18 protein-coding genes and 1 tRNA gene are annotated in these 17,236 nt (G+C 33.1%); 13 read left to right on the top strand and 6 right to left on the bottom strand.

Annotated elements, in window-relative coordinates; translation table 11 throughout:
- Positions 1–44 precede the first annotated feature (44 nt).
- The 3 genes from H1A07_RS07230 (at position 45) to H1A07_RS07220 (ending at position 2,065) form a co-directional block, all read left to right on the top strand.
- Positions 45–1,076 carry a serine hydrolase domain-containing protein gene (locus H1A07_RS07230; protein ID WP_210144823.1) on the top strand — a complete coding sequence of 344 codons (1,032 nt, stop codon included), beginning with the start codon at positions 45–47 and terminating at the stop codon, positions 1,074–1,076.
- Positions 1,076–1,861: an aminoglycoside 3'-phosphotransferase gene (locus H1A07_RS07225; RefSeq protein ID WP_210144822.1), complete on the top strand. Its 786-nt coding sequence runs from the start codon at positions 1,076–1,078 to the stop codon at positions 1,859–1,861. Before H1A07_RS07230 ends, H1A07_RS07225 begins: the two co-directional genes overlap by 1 nt.
- Positions 1,862–1,981: 120 nt before the next feature.
- Positions 1,982–2,065 (top strand) — tRNA-Leu (locus tag H1A07_RS07220).
- A 42-nt stretch (positions 2,066–2,107) separates the two neighbouring features.
- Here H1A07_RS07220 and H1A07_RS07215 read toward each other — a convergent pair.
- Positions 2,108–2,950 carry an RluA family pseudouridine synthase gene (locus tag H1A07_RS07215; RefSeq protein ID WP_210144821.1) on the bottom strand — a complete coding sequence of 281 codons (843 nt, stop codon included), beginning with the start codon at positions 2,948–2,950 and terminating at the stop codon, positions 2,108–2,110.
- 106 nt (positions 2,951–3,056) lie between these two features.
- Here H1A07_RS07215 and H1A07_RS07210 point away from each other — a divergent pair, with 106 nt between their 5' ends.
- The 5 genes from H1A07_RS07210 to H1A07_RS07190 are packed head-to-tail and all read left to right on the top strand — an operon-like array spanning position 3,057 to position 10,116.
- Positions 3,057–5,114: a PBP1A family penicillin-binding protein gene (locus tag H1A07_RS07210; RefSeq protein WP_210144820.1), complete on the top strand. Its 2,058-nt coding sequence runs from the start codon at positions 3,057–3,059 to the stop codon at positions 5,112–5,114.
- 23 nt (positions 5,115–5,137) lie between these two features.
- Entirely contained in the window at positions 5,138–5,491 is a 354-nt protein-coding gene (locus H1A07_RS07205) for a YlbF/YmcA family competence regulator (protein WP_210144819.1), read from the top strand.
- A 5-nt stretch (positions 5,492–5,496) separates the two neighbouring features.
- Positions 5,497–6,720 (top strand): metallophosphoesterase family protein, encoded by a 1,224-nt coding sequence (locus H1A07_RS07200; protein WP_210144818.1) that lies wholly within the window; start codon positions 5,497–5,499, stop codon positions 6,718–6,720.
- Positions 6,701–9,136 (top strand): ATP-binding protein, encoded by a 2,436-nt coding sequence (locus tag H1A07_RS07195; protein WP_210145502.1) that lies wholly within the window; start codon positions 6,701–6,703, stop codon positions 9,134–9,136. The genes H1A07_RS07200 and H1A07_RS07195 overlap by 20 nt, the downstream gene beginning before the upstream one ends.
- Before the next feature lie 2 nt (positions 9,137–9,138).
- On the top strand, positions 9,139–10,116 hold the full coding sequence (locus tag H1A07_RS07190; protein WP_210144817.1) for a 3'-5' exoribonuclease YhaM family protein: 978 nt from the start codon (positions 9,139–9,141) through the stop codon (positions 10,114–10,116).
- Positions 10,117–10,165: 49 nt separating this feature from the next.
- On the opposite strand, the gene H1A07_RS07185 is transcribed toward H1A07_RS07190, so the two are convergent.
- The 4 genes from H1A07_RS07185 to H1A07_RS07170 form a co-directional block, all read right to left on the bottom strand.
- On the bottom strand, positions 10,166–11,062 hold the full coding sequence (locus tag H1A07_RS07185) for a peptidylprolyl isomerase PrsA (protein WP_094495799.1): 897 nt from the start codon (positions 11,060–11,062) through the stop codon (positions 10,166–10,168).
- 122 nt (positions 11,063–11,184) lie between these two features.
- Positions 11,185–11,535, bottom strand: coding sequence for a YtxH domain-containing protein (locus tag H1A07_RS07180; RefSeq protein ID WP_094498749.1), 351 nt, complete (start codon positions 11,533–11,535; stop codon positions 11,185–11,187).
- Entirely contained in the window at positions 11,535–12,023 is a 489-nt protein-coding gene (locus H1A07_RS07175; RefSeq protein ID WP_210144816.1) for a YtxH domain-containing protein, read from the bottom strand. Before H1A07_RS07175 ends, H1A07_RS07180 begins: the two co-directional genes overlap by 1 nt.
- An 82-nt stretch (positions 12,024–12,105) precedes the next feature.
- A complete protein-coding gene (locus tag H1A07_RS07170; protein WP_057719052.1) occupies positions 12,106–12,540 on the bottom strand; it encodes an HIT family protein in 435 nt (144 codons plus the stop codon).
- A 95-nt stretch (positions 12,541–12,635) separates the two neighbouring features.
- On the opposite strand from H1A07_RS07170, the gene H1A07_RS07165 reads away from it, so the two are divergent.
- The 3 genes from H1A07_RS07165 to trmB are packed head-to-tail and all read left to right on the top strand — an operon-like array spanning position 12,636 to position 15,254.
- Positions 12,636–13,382, top strand: coding sequence for an ABC transporter ATP-binding protein (locus tag H1A07_RS07165; RefSeq protein WP_094498747.1), 747 nt, complete (start codon positions 12,636–12,638; stop codon positions 13,380–13,382).
- Entirely contained in the window at positions 13,375–14,586 is a 1,212-nt protein-coding gene (locus tag H1A07_RS07160) for an ABC transporter permease (protein ID WP_210144815.1), read from the top strand. Before H1A07_RS07165 ends, H1A07_RS07160 begins: the two co-directional genes overlap by 8 nt.
- Positions 14,587–14,597: 11 nt before the next feature.
- Positions 14,598–15,254 carry a tRNA (guanosine(46)-N7)-methyltransferase TrmB gene (gene trmB / locus H1A07_RS07155; RefSeq protein ID WP_210144814.1) on the top strand — a complete coding sequence of 219 codons (657 nt, stop codon included), beginning with the start codon at positions 14,598–14,600 and terminating at the stop codon, positions 15,252–15,254.
- Positions 15,255–15,334: 80 nt separating this feature from the next.
- Here the strand turns inward: trmB and H1A07_RS07150 are convergent, their stop codons facing one another.
- Positions 15,335–15,709, bottom strand: a complete 375-nt coding sequence (locus tag H1A07_RS07150) for a hypothetical protein (RefSeq protein ID WP_210144813.1) — start codon at positions 15,707–15,709, stop codon at positions 15,335–15,337.
- Positions 15,710–15,843: 134 nt separating this feature from the next.
- Between H1A07_RS07150 and H1A07_RS07145 the strand changes: the two genes are divergently transcribed.
- Positions 15,844–16,164, top strand: a complete 321-nt coding sequence (locus H1A07_RS07145; protein WP_210144812.1) for a thioredoxin family protein — start codon at positions 15,844–15,846, stop codon at positions 16,162–16,164.
- Positions 16,165–16,188: 24 nt separating this feature from the next.
- Positions 16,189–16,836: a YtpR family tRNA-binding protein gene (gene ytpR / locus H1A07_RS07140; RefSeq protein ID WP_210144811.1), complete on the top strand. Its 648-nt coding sequence runs from the start codon at positions 16,189–16,191 to the stop codon at positions 16,834–16,836.
- Positions 16,837–17,236: the final 400 nt, after the last annotated feature.

Raw genomic sequence — 17,236 nt, 5'->3', positions numbered from 1 at the left:
TGCAAAAACGTAGTTGCCTTAGGTAATAATTGGAAGGAATAACTATGCGTCTGAAAAAAATTATCCTCTATATTTTCTTAGCTATCTGTATGTTCTCAGTGTTTTTATTTATTGTGCCTTCAGGAAGCAGGATTGATCCTGGACTTAAAAATTCACAAAAGCAGCTAAAGTCTTATATGAAATCTAATCATATTAATGGTTTGATGCTCGTTAGCGGTAAAGACGGCAAGCCAATTGTCATTAAAAATAATGAAACGTCTAACAAAAATGACCTAGTGAATGCAGATCAGCTATTTCCAACTGCTTCTCTTCAAAAGATTATAACGGGAACCGCAATTTATCAGTTGCAGCAAAAAGGGCAGCTGAATTGGAATACGCCTTTGTCAAAATATTATCCACAAGTTTCAGGTAGCCAAGATATTACAATTCGTGAATTAATGAATCACACAAGTGGATTAATCAATAATGCTCGTCCATCTGAACCACTTAAAAATCAAGAAGAACAAATTGCCTATATGCTTAAGTATATGCAAAATGATCATCTTCATACTTGGGATTATCAAGATGTAGACTATGAGTTATTAGCTGCAATTATCAGTAAGGAAAGTCATTTAAGCTATAACGACTATATTCAGAAGAATTTTGCTAAGCCATTAAAACTGCGTCAAATTAAGGATTACTCTGAAGTTAATCAAAATGAGATTCCTCAACCAATGAGTAGCAATGTTGACTGGCATAAAGTAGTTGTGACTACATCATCTGATTTTGGAGCAGGAAATTTATTTATATCACCTAATGATTACTGGAAATTTGTGTATAACAGCGTTTTAAAAGATCCGAAGATGATTAATGAATATGCTCAGCAGGCTAAGCATCAAGAAGTAGCTTACTTTGGTGGAGTGTATTTTAAGGACGATGTTATTCGTGCAGAAGGTAGTATTCCTGGATACAATGCTTGTTTTGTTGCTAACTACAAAACTAAGGAAATGATTATGCTGTTTTCTAATAATATTAATTACTTAACTCTGAAGAAAGCATCTGATTATTTGCTTCATCATTATATGGGATTATTTTAATGAAAAAGACTTTAATTAAGAAAATTTCAAATCAAGTGCCACAAGAATTGCAACATTTTATTGCTGATGCGGATATTTATGATAGTTCATCATCTCCTGAAGCTCGCGTATATTTTATTGATAAAGATGGCGGTTATTATTTAAAATGCGCCAAAACTGGTATGCTTGAAAAAAAAGCTAAAATGACACAATATTTTTACTCAAAGAATTTAGGCGCTGAAGTATTGAACTATAGTTCAAATAATCATGATTGGCTGTTAACTAAGGCAGTAGTAGGACATGATTGTATAGATAGCGAATATTTAGCTAATCCAAAGCGCTTATGCGATACGATTGCCACCGAATTAAGAAAATTGCACGAAATAGACTATAGTGATTGTCTCATTATGGATCGAACGACAGAGTATTTGGCAAACGCGGAAAATAATTATCGGACAGGTAATTATGATAAGTCGAGTTTTCCGGATAGTTTTGGTTATCGTTCAGCCGAAGAGGCTCATGAAGTTTTAATTTCTGGTAAAAATGCTTTGCAAAGCAAAGTTTTACTGCATGGAGATTACTGTTTACCGAATATTATTCTAGATAACTGGAAGTTTTCAGGATTCATTGATCTTGATTGTGCAGGTGTGGGTGATCACCATATCGATTTGTTTTGGAGTGTTTGGACGCTTGGGTTTAATTTGAAGACTAGTAAATATCGCGATCGCTTTCTTGATGCATATGGACGTGATAAGGTAAATGAAGAGTTGCTCAAAGTTGTTGCGGCTGCCGAAGTATTTGGGTAATTGAAGTATGGGCTTAAAAAGTAATATAAATTCTAATTATGATTTTTTAGTATTAATATTTTATTATTAACCTTTCCAACTTCATCAACTTTTTGGTATGATAGATATGTTATAAAGGTTGCCTCAATGGCGGAATTGGCAGACGCGCAGCGTTCAGGTCGCTGTTCACGCAAGTGAGTGCAGGTTCGACTCCTGTTTGGGGCACTTGAAAAAAGAGATATGCATTTTTGCATATCTCTTTTATTTTTATCTTAATTTAACAGTTTTACTTTCAAATTTAAACGGCCTCATAAAAGTAAGTTGGTAGGCAGTTAACTGTAATTTTTCTCCGTCGTGGTAATTAGAATTGTACAGCGGATCACCGATAATTGGAGCATTTAGAGCAGCTAAATGTACCCTAATTTGATGAGTGCGGCCAGTCTCTAAAATTAGCTTTACTAATACTTTATCATCATGTTCTTCAATAATTTTATACTGAGTAAGAGCTTTTTGCCCATCTTCACGTACCATTCTTTTTCTTTGATCACTTGGGTCATGACCAATTGGAAAAGAAATAGTGCCACTCTGTTTTAACTTACTAGATTTATTTACCCAAGCCAAGTATTCACGGTGCAATGTTTTATTGGTTAACTGCCTATTTAAAATTGGCACAACTGCTGGATTTTTAGCTACTAATAAAAGACCGTTGGTAAGCATATCAAGTCGGTGTACAATATAAGGACTGTAGCCAAGATAAGTTGCACAATCATTTAAAGCAGTATTTGTTTCATTTAAGTTAGGATGCGTTTTTTGACCAGCTGGTTTATTGATCACTAAGACATCGGAATCTTCATAAATTATTTCTGGTAATTTACCACTTGCAGGATAGGTTTGCTGCTCACTCTCTACTTGATCAAGATAAATATCTATTTTGTCGCCAGCCTTTACTAAAAAATTTAAGGGTAAGTATTTTCCATTAACTAGTATTTTATTTTCAGTACGCAAAAAATGACGCCATTTTCTTGGAATTAATAATTTACGCATTAATTTATCTACACTTCTTTGTGAGTAATCTTTCGGATATATCAGAGAATAATGGTATGTGGCCATCTTTTCCACCTTATCTAATTTTTAACTTTTAAAATACTATTTTTCAAATAAAGATATGCTAAAATCGTCATATTAGGTTTATTGACGAAAAGGGAGTTTTAATTTTATGCATTCCCAAAATCATGAGTTTTGGCATCGCGTTTATTTAGCGATTAAAAACTTCAACCATCGTTTTCAAATTTGGCGTTGGTTAATTTTAATTTTATTGTCGTGTTGTTTATTTGTTTGTACCTATTATACCGTTAAGGTAAAAACTTCAAATATTTCAAATATGAAGGCAGCACTTTCTACGACAACTACTATCTATGATAATAAAAATCAAAAAGCAGGGTCACTTTATTCGCAAAAAGGATCATTTGTGGAATTGAATCAAATCTCGCCTTATATTCAAGATGCCGTTATTGCAACAGAAGATCGGACTTTTTATAAAAATCCTGGTTTCAGTGTAAAAGGAATGGCACGTGCTGCAGTAAGTAGTCTAATTCACCACGGAATTGTTGGTGGTGGATCTACTCTAACGCAGCAGTTGGCAAAGAATGCGTTACTTACACAAAAGCAGACTTTTTCTAGAAAAATAGAAGAGTTATTTTTTGCGATCGAAATTAATCGTGTCTATTCTAAAAAAGATATTTTAACTATGTATCTAAATAATGCCTACTTCGGTAATGGAGTTTGGGGTGTTCAAGATGCAGCAAGACGATATTTTGGTAAAAACGCTAACGATGTTACTGTTGGGGAGGCAGCAACTATTGCAGGGATGCTTCGTAGTCCAAGTTACTACAATCCAATTGATCATATGGATAATGCCGTTGCGCGTCGTAATGTTGTTTTAGGCTTAATGGCTGATACAGGTAAAATTTCTAAGACGCAGGCAGATAATGCTAAAAGAACTACTTTAACTTTAGAAGATACTTTTTCTCAAGAAGATGGATATCGTTATCCTTACTTCTTTGATGCGGTGGTTGATGAAGCAATTGATCGCTATGGCTTAAAAGAAGAAGATGTGATGAATAAAGGTCTGAAGATCTATACTACGCTAGATACTGGTTATCAGAGTGCTTTGCAAGATAGTTTTGAAGAAAGCTGGAATTTTCCTCCAAATGCAAGCGATGGTACTAAAGTTCAAGGCGCCAGTGTAGCAATGGATCCCAAAACTGGTGCTGTGCGTGCGATGGTAGGAGGCAGGGGACAACATGTCTTTCGTGGCTATAACCGCGCTACGCAAATGAAGCGTCAACCTGGTTCAACCATGAAGCCACTTGCCGTATATTCTCCAGCCTTGCAAAGTGGTTATCATTATGATTCTGAGCTTTCTAATAAGCTACAAAAATTTGGTAAGAATGGATATGAACCAAAGAATGTTGATAATCAGTATTCTAACAAAATTCCAATGTATGAAGCTTTAGCAGAGAGTAAAAATGTTCCTGCTGTTTGGTTATTGGATAAGATAGGCGTCAGAAAAGGTGTTCAATCCGTTGAAAACTTTGGCATTCATGTAAATAAAAATGATCAAAATTTAGCCTTAGCATTAGGGGGATTGTCAACTGGTGTATCTCCAATGCAAATGGCACGTGCTTACAGTGCTTTTGCAAATGAAGGGAATCTGCCAAATCAATCCTACTGTATTACTAAGATTACTGATGCAAGCGGTAATGTTATTGCTCAAAACAAAAATCCTGGTAATCACCGTATTATTTCAACTAATACTGCTAAAGAAATGACATCAATGCTTTTAGGAGTATTTACCTCTGGTACTGGTAAATCAGCACAGCCAGCAAGCTTTAGAGTTGCTGGGAAAACTGGATCAACTGAAGTACCTGATAGTTATGGCTTTGGTACTAAAGACCAATGGATTGTTGGTTACACGCCAGATGTTGTCTTATCAACTTGGGTAGGATTTGATAAGACTGATCAAGAGCATTATATGGAAGGTATTTCTGAAACAGGAATTACCCACCTCTATAAATCTGAATTAGAACGTCTGCTTCCGTATACACCACAAACCCAATTTAAGGAGAAGAGTGCCCAACAAATTTCAAAAGATACGGGGGCAAATTCTGACTGGCTCGGTAATTTAGGTCAACAAGTACAAAAAGGAATCAATGATACTGGGTCTAAGTTTAACGAATGGTATAATAATCTTAAAGGACTTTTAGGTCAGTAAAAATAAAGGAGAATTAATTTAAAATGGTTAATATTTATGATAACGCCAATCAATTGGCAAAGGACTTACAAGAAACTGAACAATTTAAAGATTTAAAGAAGTCTCTTGAAAACTTAAAGAATAATCCAGAAAGCTTAGATTTATATCAAAGAATGGATAAGCTTCAACAACAAATCTTAGCTGCACAAAATTCTGGCCAACCACTTTCAGACGAAGTTAGAAAAGAATATCAAAGGATCAATGAAGAAGTTCAAAATAACGACGAATTAAAGGACATGATTACTAAAGAACAAGCTCTTTTCCAAATGATCAATGATGTTCAACAAGCTATGACCAAGCCAATTGGTGATTTATACGATGATTTAAAGGCAAAATAATAAATATGAAATTTATGCATTTAGCAGATGCGCACTTAGATAGTCCTTTCCAGGGACTATCTTTTTTGCCATCTAATGAATTTAACGATATTAAAGAGTCAACTCAAAAATCCTTTACTAAAGCGATTGATACTGCAATAGAGCAAAAAGTAGATTTAGTATTAATTGCTGGTGATACTTTTGATTCGGTTAATCCAAGCCCGCAGAGTCAATTATTTTTTAATCGTGAAATTAAAAGATTGACTGATCAAGAAATTCAGGTAGTGATGATTCTGGGAAACCATGATTACTTAAATCCTGAAGAAATGATTTTACCTCAAACACCATATTTTAAGCTCTTAGGTTCTGATGAAAAAGTAGAAGAGGCGCAATTTAAAACTAAAACTGGCTTTCCTTATACAGTGGTCGGGTTCTCTTATCAACATAATCACATTGAAACAGATAAAATCAGTGAGTTTCCTAAAAAGGGTGATAACTTTACTTTCGGTTTGATGCATGCGGGAGCGAAAACTACAGATGCTCATCAAAACGTTTATGCTCCTTTTACAGTCGCCAAAATTAAGAACTTGAATTATAACTATTTTGCTTTAGGACATATTCATTTGCGTCAAAGCTTATCTGAAGATCCATTAATTGTTTACAGTGGAAATTTACAAGGTAGACATATTAATGAACGTAAGGCTAAAGGTGTCTATTTTGGTATAGTAGATGAAACAACTAAAAAGATAAATTTAGATTTTGTTAAAACAGCACCTATCATTTGGCAGATAGCTGATTTAGAATTAGATCATGAAATTTCTCAAAGTGATTTAACTAGAAAAATCGTTGATATCTTAACTAGAAAAAATACACAAAAGACCTTATTTGGTTTAACTATTAGTGGAGCCCAGTATTTAAGTGAAAAAGAATTAGAACTAGTAAATGATAGCGATTATTGGCTACAACTTTCAAATTCTTTGAATTTTGATTCTCGTTTGGTAAAAGTTTACCTAGTAAATAATGAAAAATTGCAACTTAAGTCAGCTGATAAAGAGGCTTTTAATCAAGCAGAAAGTGAAACTTTTGCTTTAGAAAAGATATATTCTCTGGCAAATGATTTAAGTAAAAAGAGCGATTATGTTGCTGATCTATTAAAAAAGCCAGAATTCATTGAGGAAGTAAAGGAATTATCACAAGTTAAATTGGGACAGAAGTTAAAGGATATGGATGATGAAACTAACTCAAATTAAAATTATTCACTTTGGAAAGTTAAATGATGTAACTTTTAATTTGAACAAAGATTTAACGATCTTTTTGGGTGCGAATGAAGCTGGAAAGAGTACAACTGTTGCCTTTATTAAACAGATATTATTTGGTTTTCATTTAAGAACTAATAAGTCCCCCTTTTTTGAAAACTATCAACCTTTAGATCATGTCAGCCCGATGGGTGGAAGTCTAACTTTTGAAGATGAAGCAGGTACTTTTGTCTTAAATCGACTATATGCAAAAGGTGATCCCAAAAAGGGCGTATTGACAGTTAAATTGAATGGACAAGAAGTTCCAGAATCAGTTTTCTTTGATCGTATTCAAAATATCGATGGTAGTTTTTATACTGATAGCTTTATTTTTAATCAAGATATGATGCGTGAGATAAATAGTCTGTCACAAGCTGAATTAATGGAACAGATTTACTTTTTAGGTGCATCTCAGAGTCATAAGCTGCTTGATTTACGTGATGAATTTAATAATAATGCACAAAAGCTATTTAAAAAGAATGGGCGTAAGCCTGTAATTAATCAACTAATTAACCAAATCCAGGATCAAAAAGATGTTTTGGCGGAAACTGATAATGAATTTAGTAATTATCGTGAATTAGAAGAAAAGCTAAATAAAGAAAAAGCTGCTTTGGCAAAGTCACAAGTAGAATTAGCAAGTTTAAATGAACAGGGACAAAAAGTTAGTTTATTGATGCAAAAGCTAACTAATTTTAAGCAATATCAAGACTTAAAACGAGAATTAAAACCAGTTCAATTTTCTAAGGAATCTTATGAAAATGCGCAAGCAATTAAAAATAAAATTGCTGATTTGACTGAAAGTATTGATAGTTTGACTAATCAATTACAAGAAGTTGAGTCAAGTAATACTCTGTCTAATAAGGATAAAATTCGAGCTTTAGTTGATCATAAAGCAGAAATCCTTCATTGGGAGAGTGAAAGTAAAGACCTAGCGCGTCAAGTTGAGACTGCTAATCAAGATTTACAATCTTATGAGCAGCTGCAACCAGAAGCTGTTAAATTAAGTAAATTGCCTAGTGAAACGAGAACTCAAATTAAATCAGATTACCAGGAATTGAAAAAGCAAAAAGAAGATGCCAATAACTTACCTGGAATTTTGTCATTAATTTTATTGGTTGCAGGGATTTTTAGTGCAATTGCAATTAGTAATTTATTTGTACGCTTTATTGGAATAATGTTGGCACTTGGAAGTATGGGTTTATTTGTTTGGACACGACAAAAGAATAATCAAAGTAGTCGAAAAGAGCAGACTTTTATTGAAAAATATGGACTTAATCCTAATGAAATTGATCTAAATAATTTATGGAATGAAGTAGTCCAAATTGAATCTAAAAAGCAAACTTTAGAGCAATTAACTCAAGAACAAAAGACATTAAATGAAAAAGTGAAAAACTTTATTCAAGAGTTAAATCCATTTATTCAAGGAAAAGTCCAAACTTTTTCAGATATTATCAGCTTATTAAATTCACTTCAAAAGTTGTTAGACCAAAATTATTTGGCTCAGCAGCATTTAAATGATCTTGCTGTGCAATTACAAGAAAGAAAAAATCAATTAGCTAAAAATAAAATAGAATTATCTAATATTTTTGCTAAGAATAAAGTTACTAATTTTGATGAGTTTTCAGACTTAAAGAAGCAGGTCGAAGCACAAGAACAACTTAAATTGAAAGTTGATGCTTTACAAAATAATTTACAAGAAGATTTAGCACAATTAGAAAAGGTTACTCAAGACCCAAGTGCTTTATCTAAAGAAAAGCAAGAAATAGAAGCACAAATTTCTCAAAAGCAAGGGCAAATTAATACCTTACATGCAGAAAGTGCAAAACTTGAAAACCAAATGAATATTTTAGCTAACTCGGACAAATATTTTGCTGAAAAGCAAAAGCTTTCTGATCTAGAATCTTTACTAGCTGAAAATATTAAAGATTATCTTGCTAACTTGTTAACTAGTAACTGGATTGCGAGAGGATTAGACTTAGCTTCAAATGAGCGTTTTCCTAAAATGCTTGAGGATGCTAAAAAGTACTTTACCTTGTTAACAGGTGGAAGATATGTTGACATTAACCTAGATAAGCAACTTAAAGTTAAACGAGTAGATGGTAAGAAATTTGACGTTGAGTATTTGTCTAGAGGTACAAGTGAACAACTATACTTTGCTTTAAAATTAGCTTTTGTCGAACAAGTCTCTGATAAGATTGAATTGCCAATTTTAATTGATGATGCTTTTGTAAACTTTGATGCTCAAAGAACAAACTATATTGTTAAGTTATTAGAAGAATTAGCTAAGAAGACGCAAGTTTTAATTTTTACGGCGCGTAAAGATTTGGTTGAGAAATTAACTATTGATCCGATAAGAATAGAAAAGGAATAATCATGATAAAAAGATTGCTTGATTATAATGATGGTGAGGATATGAATCTGGTTTTATTAATCAAGGATTCAAGTCTTCGCACTAGTAAAAATGGAAAAAAATACTTAGTTTTACAATTTAGTGATTCAAGTGGTGCAATTAGAGGCAATCTTTGGAATGCTAGTCAGCAAGATGCGGATACTTTTAGCTCAGGAACGATTGTTGAATTAAGTGGAAGAAGAGAAGAATATCAAGAACGACCACAGATTAGAATTTATGATTTAAGAGTTGTGGGTCCAAATGAGGGTTATGACCTAAGTCAATTTGTTCATTCAGCTCCGATCAAACAGAAGGATCTTGAAGAAGAAATTAATAAACGTGTCTTCGAAATTTTGAATCCAACTTGGAATAGAATTGTGCGTTACTTACTCAAAAAATGGAATAAAGAATTTTTCTCATTTCCAGCTGGTAAGTCGAACCACCATGCTGTTAAAAACGGGCTAGCTTTTCACACTGTTTCAATGTTAAGAGATGCAGAAGGAATTGCTAACACATATCCGCAAATTAATCGTTCGCTCCTTTATGCGGGATGCATTTTGCATGATATGGGAAAGGTAATAGAATTGTCAGGTCCTGTAGCAACAAGCTATACAACTGAGGGAAATTTGATTGGACACTTAGTTTTAATTGATGAACAAATTATGCTTGCTGCATATGAATTAAAGATTGATGAACATAGTGAAGATTTGATGCTATTGAGACATTTGGTTTTATCTCATCATGGTCTACCAGAATACGGGGCAGCACATCGACCAGTTGTTCTTGAAGCAGAAGTTTTACACAAGATTGATGATTTAGATGCTACCGTTTATGCGATTACAAATGCTTTGCAACAAACTAAGCCAGGAGAATTTACTGAGAGTATTAAGTCACAAGATAATCGCAGATTTTACCGTCCAAAATGCGATGAGGCCTTAGATAAGGCTCCAAAATTAGAATAATAAAAATACCGGGATCACTTTTCATGATCTCGGTATTTTTTTAGAAATATTATTTAGAAAGACTGTCAGTTGAAACGTATTGTGAAAGAACATTCTTTAAGTCTTTGTCCTTGATAGAAACATCGGCACGTTTAAGAACTGTAGCAATTACACTTCTCATAACGTTTTGATCTTCTGACATTGATTGATAGATTTGATTATCAATTTGCTTCTTGTGATCCTTGAAACTACCCTTAGCTGGGTGCTTAATCATTTTAATTACGTGATAACCGTATTGGGTCTTAACTGGAGTAGTAGTAATTTCACCAGTCTTAAGTTTAAATGCAGCAGTCTTGAAGCTAGAATCTAAAGTACTATCAGTAGAGTCGAATGCAGGTAATTTACCAGCATCATTCTTAGTAGCAGTATCGGTTGAATACTTCTTAGCTAACTTCTTGAAGTCGCCACCATTTTGTAATTGCTTAATAATGTCTTCAGCAGTACTCTTTTTTGAGACAAGAATATGTTGAACTGTAACTTCTGGTTGGTAGTTCTTCCATGCTTTCTTTTCTTGAGCAGGAGTAATCTTCTTAATGTGCTTCAAAGCAGCTTCAGTTAAAAGATTGGTCTTCAAATTGTCTTTAAAAGTAGAAGCAGTCATTCCATTTTGTTCAAGAACAGAATCAAATTGACTACCGTATTGTTTCTTGTATTTATCATATTCTTTATCAACTTGCTTTTGAGTGACATCCTTACCGTATTGGCTTTCTAAGGCATCAGAAACAATCATGCTGGCGAGAGTAGATTGACCTGCTTGAGATTCTTTCATCTTGTCGTAATATTGTTTCTCGGTGATTTTACCACCTTTATAAGTAACTACAGCCTTGCCACCAGAACAAGCGGTAGCTCCTAAAGCAATACCAGCAAAAGCTACAATAGCAGCTGCTTTTTTCCACATTTTTTTCATAAGTTAATTTGCACATCCTTTGTTTAATTCACAGTTTCAAATATAACATAAAAACCCTTATTATCCCAATGGACAATAAGAGTTTTCTATATATTTATAAAAAAGACTAACAAATCTTAAAATTAAAGTTCATTTTTAACCTTATCAGCAGTAGATTTTACTTCTTGAGATAAATGAGAAATATTTTCCTTCATTTGGTCTACTTCAGGTTTAATTGAACTTTGAAAATTAGTTACGCTACTTTGTATATCTTTTACTGACTGTTCAGCCTTGGGTAATTCACTCATTAATTGACTGGCAGCAGCCTGTGCTTGATTTTTGCTAGCTGCTAAAGTTGTAGCATCATTTTTTGTATTATTTAAAAATTGACGCACATCTTCTTTAACTTTGTGACCAGTTTGCGGGTTAGGGAGAAGAGAAATACCTAACCCTGCCAAACTACCAATGCCTAAGCCTATTGCAAAAAATTTCATTAATTTTCTTCCTTATGTTCTTCTTCACTCGCATCAGAATTGCTATCTAAAGATTCTTCATCTTGGGTAGCATCCTTGACATCCTCAGTAGCATCTTCGATTTCGTCTTTGGCTTCATTTAACTTGTTTTTTACTGCAGCAAATACACGATTGTGATCAACAGCTTTAAATGAGGCAGCAGAGAATGCATCAACTAGATCATGAGCCTTGTCTTTAAGAGATGGACCCTCAGATACTTCAACTTCTTCCTTTTCATTTGGAGCTTCAGTTGTATCAGCATTTTCATCTTGAGTTTCCTCAGCTTGTTCCATTCTTTTTTCTTCTAGTTCGTCATAAATAGTTTTAACGCGGTGAACTGAGTCAGTAAAGTTATCTGCCGAATCTTTAACATCACTTCTGATTGAATTACCACTTAATGGGTTTTTAGCGTATGATAATAAACCACCTGCAACTGTACCGGTAAGAATCCCTAATAAAAATCCAGACATAATATATACCTCTTATCTATTTAATAATTTTTAACTTAATAACCACTTTTATTATACCGCATTAAAGGGAAAATTACTGAGATTATAGATTATTTTTGATAGCGTTTGCAACAGCTTGATAATCATCTTCTGAATATTTATCAGCATTATTCACATGAGGAGTAGAAATAGGATCATTTTCTCCCCGACGTGGAATTAAGTGAATATGTGAGTGCATAACAACTTGACCAGCAATTTCGCCATTATTAACTTCAACGTTCATCCCTTTAATAGTAGGGTCTGATTTTTTTATTGCTTGAGCAACGAGAGGAATATATTGTAAAAAGCGTGCTGCATCTTCTTGACTATAATCAAAGAAATTTACTAAATGCTTTTTAGGGATAATTAAAGTATGACCTTTAGTTACTTGAGAAATATCTAAAAAAGCTTTAACGTCATTATTTTCAAAAACTGTGTAAGAAGGAACTTCTCCTCTAATAATCTTACAAAATAAACAATCTTTTTCTAATTCTGCCATGAGACCGGCTCCTTTCTTAATGAAAAGAAAATTTAGTTTAACTTATGTTCATGCTATCATAATAAGGAAGTATTTGCAGTAGAGAGGAAAAATCTATGGCACTTAAAATTGAGAATTTAACTGGTGGTTATTCCGGAATTAATGTCATTAAGAATGTGAATTTAACAATAGAACCTGGCCAAGCGGTTGGCTTAATTGGTTTAAATGGTGCAGGTAAGTCTACAACAATTAAACATCTACTTGGACTATTGAGAATGCAGAAGGGCAAGATTACTCTAAATGGCGTTAGCTTAACTGAAAATCCCGCTGAATTTAAGAAAATGATTGCTTATATTCCTGAAACGCCAATTTTATATCCAGAATTAACGTTAAAAGAACATCTTGAGCTCGTAATGCTTACATATGGATTAGACAAGGACAAGGCCTGGGCACGAGCTAAAGAATTATGCAAAATGTTTCGTTTAGAGAATAAATTAGATTGGTTACCAATTAATTTTTCTAAAGGAATGAAACAGAAAGTCATGATTGTTACTAGCTTTTTAGCAAATGCGGATTTGTTAGTAATTGATGAACCATTTACTGGGTTAGATCCATTGGCGGTTGCTAACTTTATTGATTTAGTTAAAGAAGCCGTTGCTAATCAAAAAATGGTTTTAATGACTACTCACGTTTTAGCTGAGGCACAAGAAGCTGTTCAAACTTTTGCAGTACTCAATAACGGCACAATTGAAACTGAAGGCAGTTTAACTGAAATTAGACAGTTTTATGGCTTAAAGCCTAGCGATTCATTTGATCGTTTATATCAAATTTTAAATCAGGAAACGGTGAAGAAGCATGACTGATTTAATTAAGAATAGACTTAATAAGAATTTTAAAAAGCAGACGCATTATTTAACGTTGGTTTTTAACGATTTCTTTATCTTGGCATTAATTTTTCTATTCGGAGCCTTAATGTTTTGGTATGCACAAAATATTAAGAAATGGCCGAATAATCTTTGGTTTTATAAACCGCTACTTGCCTTGATTTGGACAACGACATTAGGAATTGGACATTTTGCAACTTTATTTAATCGAGCAGATGAGCATTTTCTTTTTAATCAAGATAGTGAAATGAAGGATTATTTCAAGCCGCTATATCTGCACAATATGATTCTTCCAGTTGTTTTGATTATCTTGATTACAGGAATTTTATTACCATTTGCGACAATGAGAGCAGGATTTTCAATTGGAGGACTTATTTTTATAATGATTGGTTTAATTGCAAGTAAAAATTTGCAATTTAAATTGATTATTAGAAGTTTTTATTTTAATAAGCATGATTACTACAATACTTGGCTTTTTTTAGGGATAAATTTTATAGTTTTGTACTTATCCTTTTTAGGTCATTATCCTAATCCGCTTATTTATACTACGTTAGCAATTGCAGGCGGGATTGGAGTGGATTACTTACCACGTGGTAAAATGTTTGACTGGTACAAGGCTTTAGACTATGAAGAAAGACGAGTCGATCTCTTAAATAACTTTTATAGTATGTTTACCGATGTAGCAGATAAGAAAGTTCATATTTCAAGAAGAAAATATCTGGACTTTTTGATTAAAAAAGATAATCAAACACCAAATACGTACATCTATCAGCGGGTACTTTTAAGAGATCCTGAGTATAGCAATTTATTAATTCGGATGATTATTTTTGCTTTATTGTTAATTGCCTGCTTACAAGATGCACGCTGGGCGATAGCAAGCGGAGCTTTGATTATTTTCTTAACACTTTATCAGTTGATTCCGTTGGGTACGGTTTATGAACATAATATGATGTACCATGTTATGCCGATTCCGTTTAAGTCAAGAGGGCAGGCTTTAAGAAAGGTTTTACAAAAGGGAATGCTGCTTGAATGGGGATTAGTTAGTCTTGGTTTGATAATCTTTTCTCCTCAAAAATTAGAAGCCTTTGAAGGAGTATTATTACTTCTTGCTTTAACATTCTTATTGCTATATTTCTATTTACCAAGTAAAATTGAACAGTTATTTAAAAAAGTTAGATATTAGGTTGTGAAAAAATGAGATTAAGAAATAAACCTTGGGCTCAAAAGTTGGTAGTTGAGCATCCAGAAGCAATTTTAAATGAGCCAGATCCAGAAAAGAAAATTAACTGGGAAGAAAGATTTGATGATTTTTCTAAACCTTTAGCAATTGAAATTGGTTCAGGTAAGGGTCAATTTATTACTACTTTAGCTAAAAGTCATCCCGAAATGAATTTTATTGGGGTAGAGTTGCAAACAACAGCTGCAGGGATGATTTTGAGAACTAAGTTAGAGGAAAAGATCGATAATCTCCAATTAATGTGTGCCGATGCAGCAAATATTGCAATGTATTTACCAGAAAATAGCGTAGATATTATATATTTAAATTTCTCTGATCCTTGGCCAAAAACACGTCATGAAAAGCGTCGGTTGACTTATAAGAGCTTTTTAGACAAATATAAACGTATCTTAAAACCAGATGGACATTTGGAATTTAAGACTGATAATCAAGGATTATTTGAATATAGTTTAGTAAGTCTTAACAATTATGGGATGAAATTTGATTATGTAAGTCTAGATTTACATAATGCAAATGACGAAGTTTTTGAAAGAAATGTTGAGACTGAATATGAACATAAATTTGCAGCTAAGGGTAATCCGATTTACTGCTTACATGCACATTTTGTACAATAAATTGATAAAAACATTTTAAAAAGCAAAAAAAGTGTCTAGGAAAGTTAAATTCTAGACACTTTTTAATATAATTATTTACTTTATAATTTTAATTCTAAAAGTAATTCATTTGTATAATTAACAGCTCTAAAAAATCTTGTAACAGCTTTGATATGCTCACTACTATTTGCAAAATTATCAAAAGTAAGAATCTCATCATTAAATGTATCCATCACTTTTAAGGTATCATCTGAAGCAGACTTTAAGTGTGGAGGGAGTCCATTTTTTCGAGTATTGGTGGTAATTGTAGCTGCAATTTTATGATAGGCAGAAATTAATGAGAAAATTTGGTCGATATTTTTTTCAATAATCATAATCCAATTATCAGGATCTTTTCTAATATCTTGAACCATTTCGTCAAAAACTAAGTGTAATCGATAACCGGCATGGAGTAATTCCTTATTCATATCAACCATTATTTTAATGCCTTCTTTTTATATTTTTATTGTAGAGCGTTTTTAATCTAAGCTAAAAGATTTGAGACTAGATTTTTGAAATAAAAGGATGTAAAATAATTATGACTTATAAAAAGTAAGAAAAGGTGAGATAAATGGAAGAAATCAAAGAATTAACTCCTGAGCAGTTAAAAGACATTACCAAAAATGGAAGAGTAGTATTATTGTTTTCAGCTATATGGTGCCCAGATTGCCGCTTCTTAGACCCATTTTTACCACAAATTGAAAAAGATAATCCTGATGCGAAATTTTATAAAATTGACCGTGATGGATCAATTGATGTAGCCAAAGAATTAAATATCTTTGGAATTCCTAGCTTTGTTGTCTACCAAGATGGCAAAGAAATTGGTAGACTAGTAAATAAGGACAGAAAGACTAAAGAAGAAGTAGAAAGCTTCCTTAACTCTCTCAAATAGTCTAGGAAAGGAAATTTACTAGAAATGATTATTTCTACTAATAAAACAAGTTACCCTGATACTTTAATTGTGATTTTGGACCAAGATAAGGGTCGTAGTAAATTCACAGAGAAAGATCAAGTTACAAGAGTTGAAAATGAAGATGGCGAAGTTATTGGATTTAACTTCTTCAACGTAAGTAGCTTTTTAGATTATGATAAGCTACCAAATGGTGAAGTTAAGCCAACACAAGAATTAGTTGATGCTTTAAACAAGAAAATTGCTGAAGCTGGCTTCGATACTAAGCTAGAAATTGGAAAGCCAACGCTTGTTTATGGTTACGTTAAGACTTGTGAAGCACATCCAGATTCAGATCACTTACATGTAACTACTGTTGATGTAGGAAATGGTGAAGAACACCAAATCGTTTGTGGTGCTCCAAATATTGCTCAAGGCCAAATGGTAGTTGTGGCACTTCCTGGTACTTTAATGCCAAATGGTCAACAAATTTGGTCAGGTGCACTTCGTGGTGTTGATTCATACGGTATGATTTGTTCAGCACGCGAATTAGACTTAGCACACGCTCCTCAAAAGCGTGGTATTATGGTTGTTCCTGACGACTTTAAAGCTGGTGATGAATTTGAACCAACTAAGTGTGATGAATTACTAGCTAGTGGTCAAATTAGCCTTTAACATCTGTTCGAACTAGATATAACAAAACCCGAAATTCATATAAATCTCGGGTTTTGTTGGAGAGGATGGATTATTTTTCTGATAAGAAACCATTATTTAAAACTTAATATTATGTGCTGTTAAGTTTCTTTTGATAAGTTATATGACATTTTTTGTTGTATCTCCTTTACTATTGGTAAGAAGATGTTTAAATAATATGAATCTTTATTATGCTATTTAATTACAATAAGTGTTATAGTAAAAATGGTAAGAATAATGTTTTTTGTGTTATATATAGTGAACGGAAAGTGAGGGAACGAGATAACATATATGAAGTATAATACAGCTAAGCTAGCAGGCGAGCCTCTGAAAACTCTGGGGGGGGGGATAAGCCCCCTTATCGACCAAGTCCAAAAGATAT

This window comes from Lactobacillus taiwanensis, assembly GCF_017894345.1.
Taxonomy (GTDB): domain Bacteria; phylum Bacillota; class Bacilli; order Lactobacillales; family Lactobacillaceae; genus Lactobacillus; species Lactobacillus taiwanensis.
Note: the sequence above shows the minus strand (reverse complement) of the source record. Positions and strands in the feature narration are given on the sequence as shown.

Excerpts from the sequence above, each read along its gene's own strand:
- H1A07_RS07230 (WP_210144823.1), top strand. The coding sequence starts at position 45 with ATGCGTCTGAAAAAAATTATCCTCTATATTTTCTTAGCTATCTGTATG.
- H1A07_RS07225 (WP_210144822.1), top strand. The coding sequence starts at position 1,076 with ATGAAAAAGACTTTAATTAAGAAAATTTCAAATCAAGTGCCACAAGAA.
- H1A07_RS07215 (WP_210144821.1), bottom strand. The coding sequence starts at position 2,950 with ATGGCCACATACCATTATTCTCTGATATATCCGAAAGATTACTCACAA.
- H1A07_RS07210 (WP_210144820.1), top strand. The coding sequence starts at position 3,057 with ATGCATTCCCAAAATCATGAGTTTTGGCATCGCGTTTATTTAGCGATT.
- H1A07_RS07205 (WP_210144819.1), top strand. The coding sequence starts at position 5,138 with ATGGTTAATATTTATGATAACGCCAATCAATTGGCAAAGGACTTACAA.
- H1A07_RS07200 (WP_210144818.1), top strand. The coding sequence starts at position 5,497 with ATGAAATTTATGCATTTAGCAGATGCGCACTTAGATAGTCCTTTCCAG.
- H1A07_RS07195 (WP_210145502.1), top strand. The coding sequence starts at position 6,701 with ATGAAACTAACTCAAATTAAAATTATTCACTTTGGAAAGTTAAATGAT.
- H1A07_RS07190 (WP_210144817.1), top strand. The coding sequence starts at position 9,139 with ATGATAAAAAGATTGCTTGATTATAATGATGGTGAGGATATGAATCTG.
- H1A07_RS07185 (WP_094495799.1), bottom strand. The coding sequence starts at position 11,062 with ATGAAAAAAATGTGGAAAAAAGCAGCTGCTATTGTAGCTTTTGCTGGT.
- H1A07_RS07180 (WP_094498749.1), bottom strand. The coding sequence starts at position 11,535 with ATGAAATTTTTTGCAATAGGCTTAGGCATTGGTAGTTTGGCAGGGTTA.
- H1A07_RS07175 (WP_210144816.1), bottom strand. The coding sequence starts at position 12,023 with ATGTCTGGATTTTTATTAGGGATTCTTACCGGTACAGTTGCAGGTGGT.
- H1A07_RS07170 (WP_057719052.1), bottom strand. The coding sequence starts at position 12,540 with ATGGCAGAATTAGAAAAAGATTGTTTATTTTGTAAGATTATTAGAGGA.
- H1A07_RS07165 (WP_094498747.1), top strand. The coding sequence starts at position 12,636 with ATGGCACTTAAAATTGAGAATTTAACTGGTGGTTATTCCGGAATTAAT.
- H1A07_RS07160 (WP_210144815.1), top strand. The coding sequence starts at position 13,375 with ATGACTGATTTAATTAAGAATAGACTTAATAAGAATTTTAAAAAGCAG.
- trmB (WP_210144814.1), top strand. The coding sequence starts at position 14,598 with ATGAGATTAAGAAATAAACCTTGGGCTCAAAAGTTGGTAGTTGAGCAT.
- H1A07_RS07150 (WP_210144813.1), bottom strand. The coding sequence starts at position 15,709 with ATGGTTGATATGAATAAGGAATTACTCCATGCCGGTTATCGATTACAC.
- H1A07_RS07145 (WP_210144812.1), top strand. The coding sequence starts at position 15,844 with ATGGAAGAAATCAAAGAATTAACTCCTGAGCAGTTAAAAGACATTACC.
- ytpR (WP_210144811.1), top strand. The coding sequence starts at position 16,189 with ATGATTATTTCTACTAATAAAACAAGTTACCCTGATACTTTAATTGTG.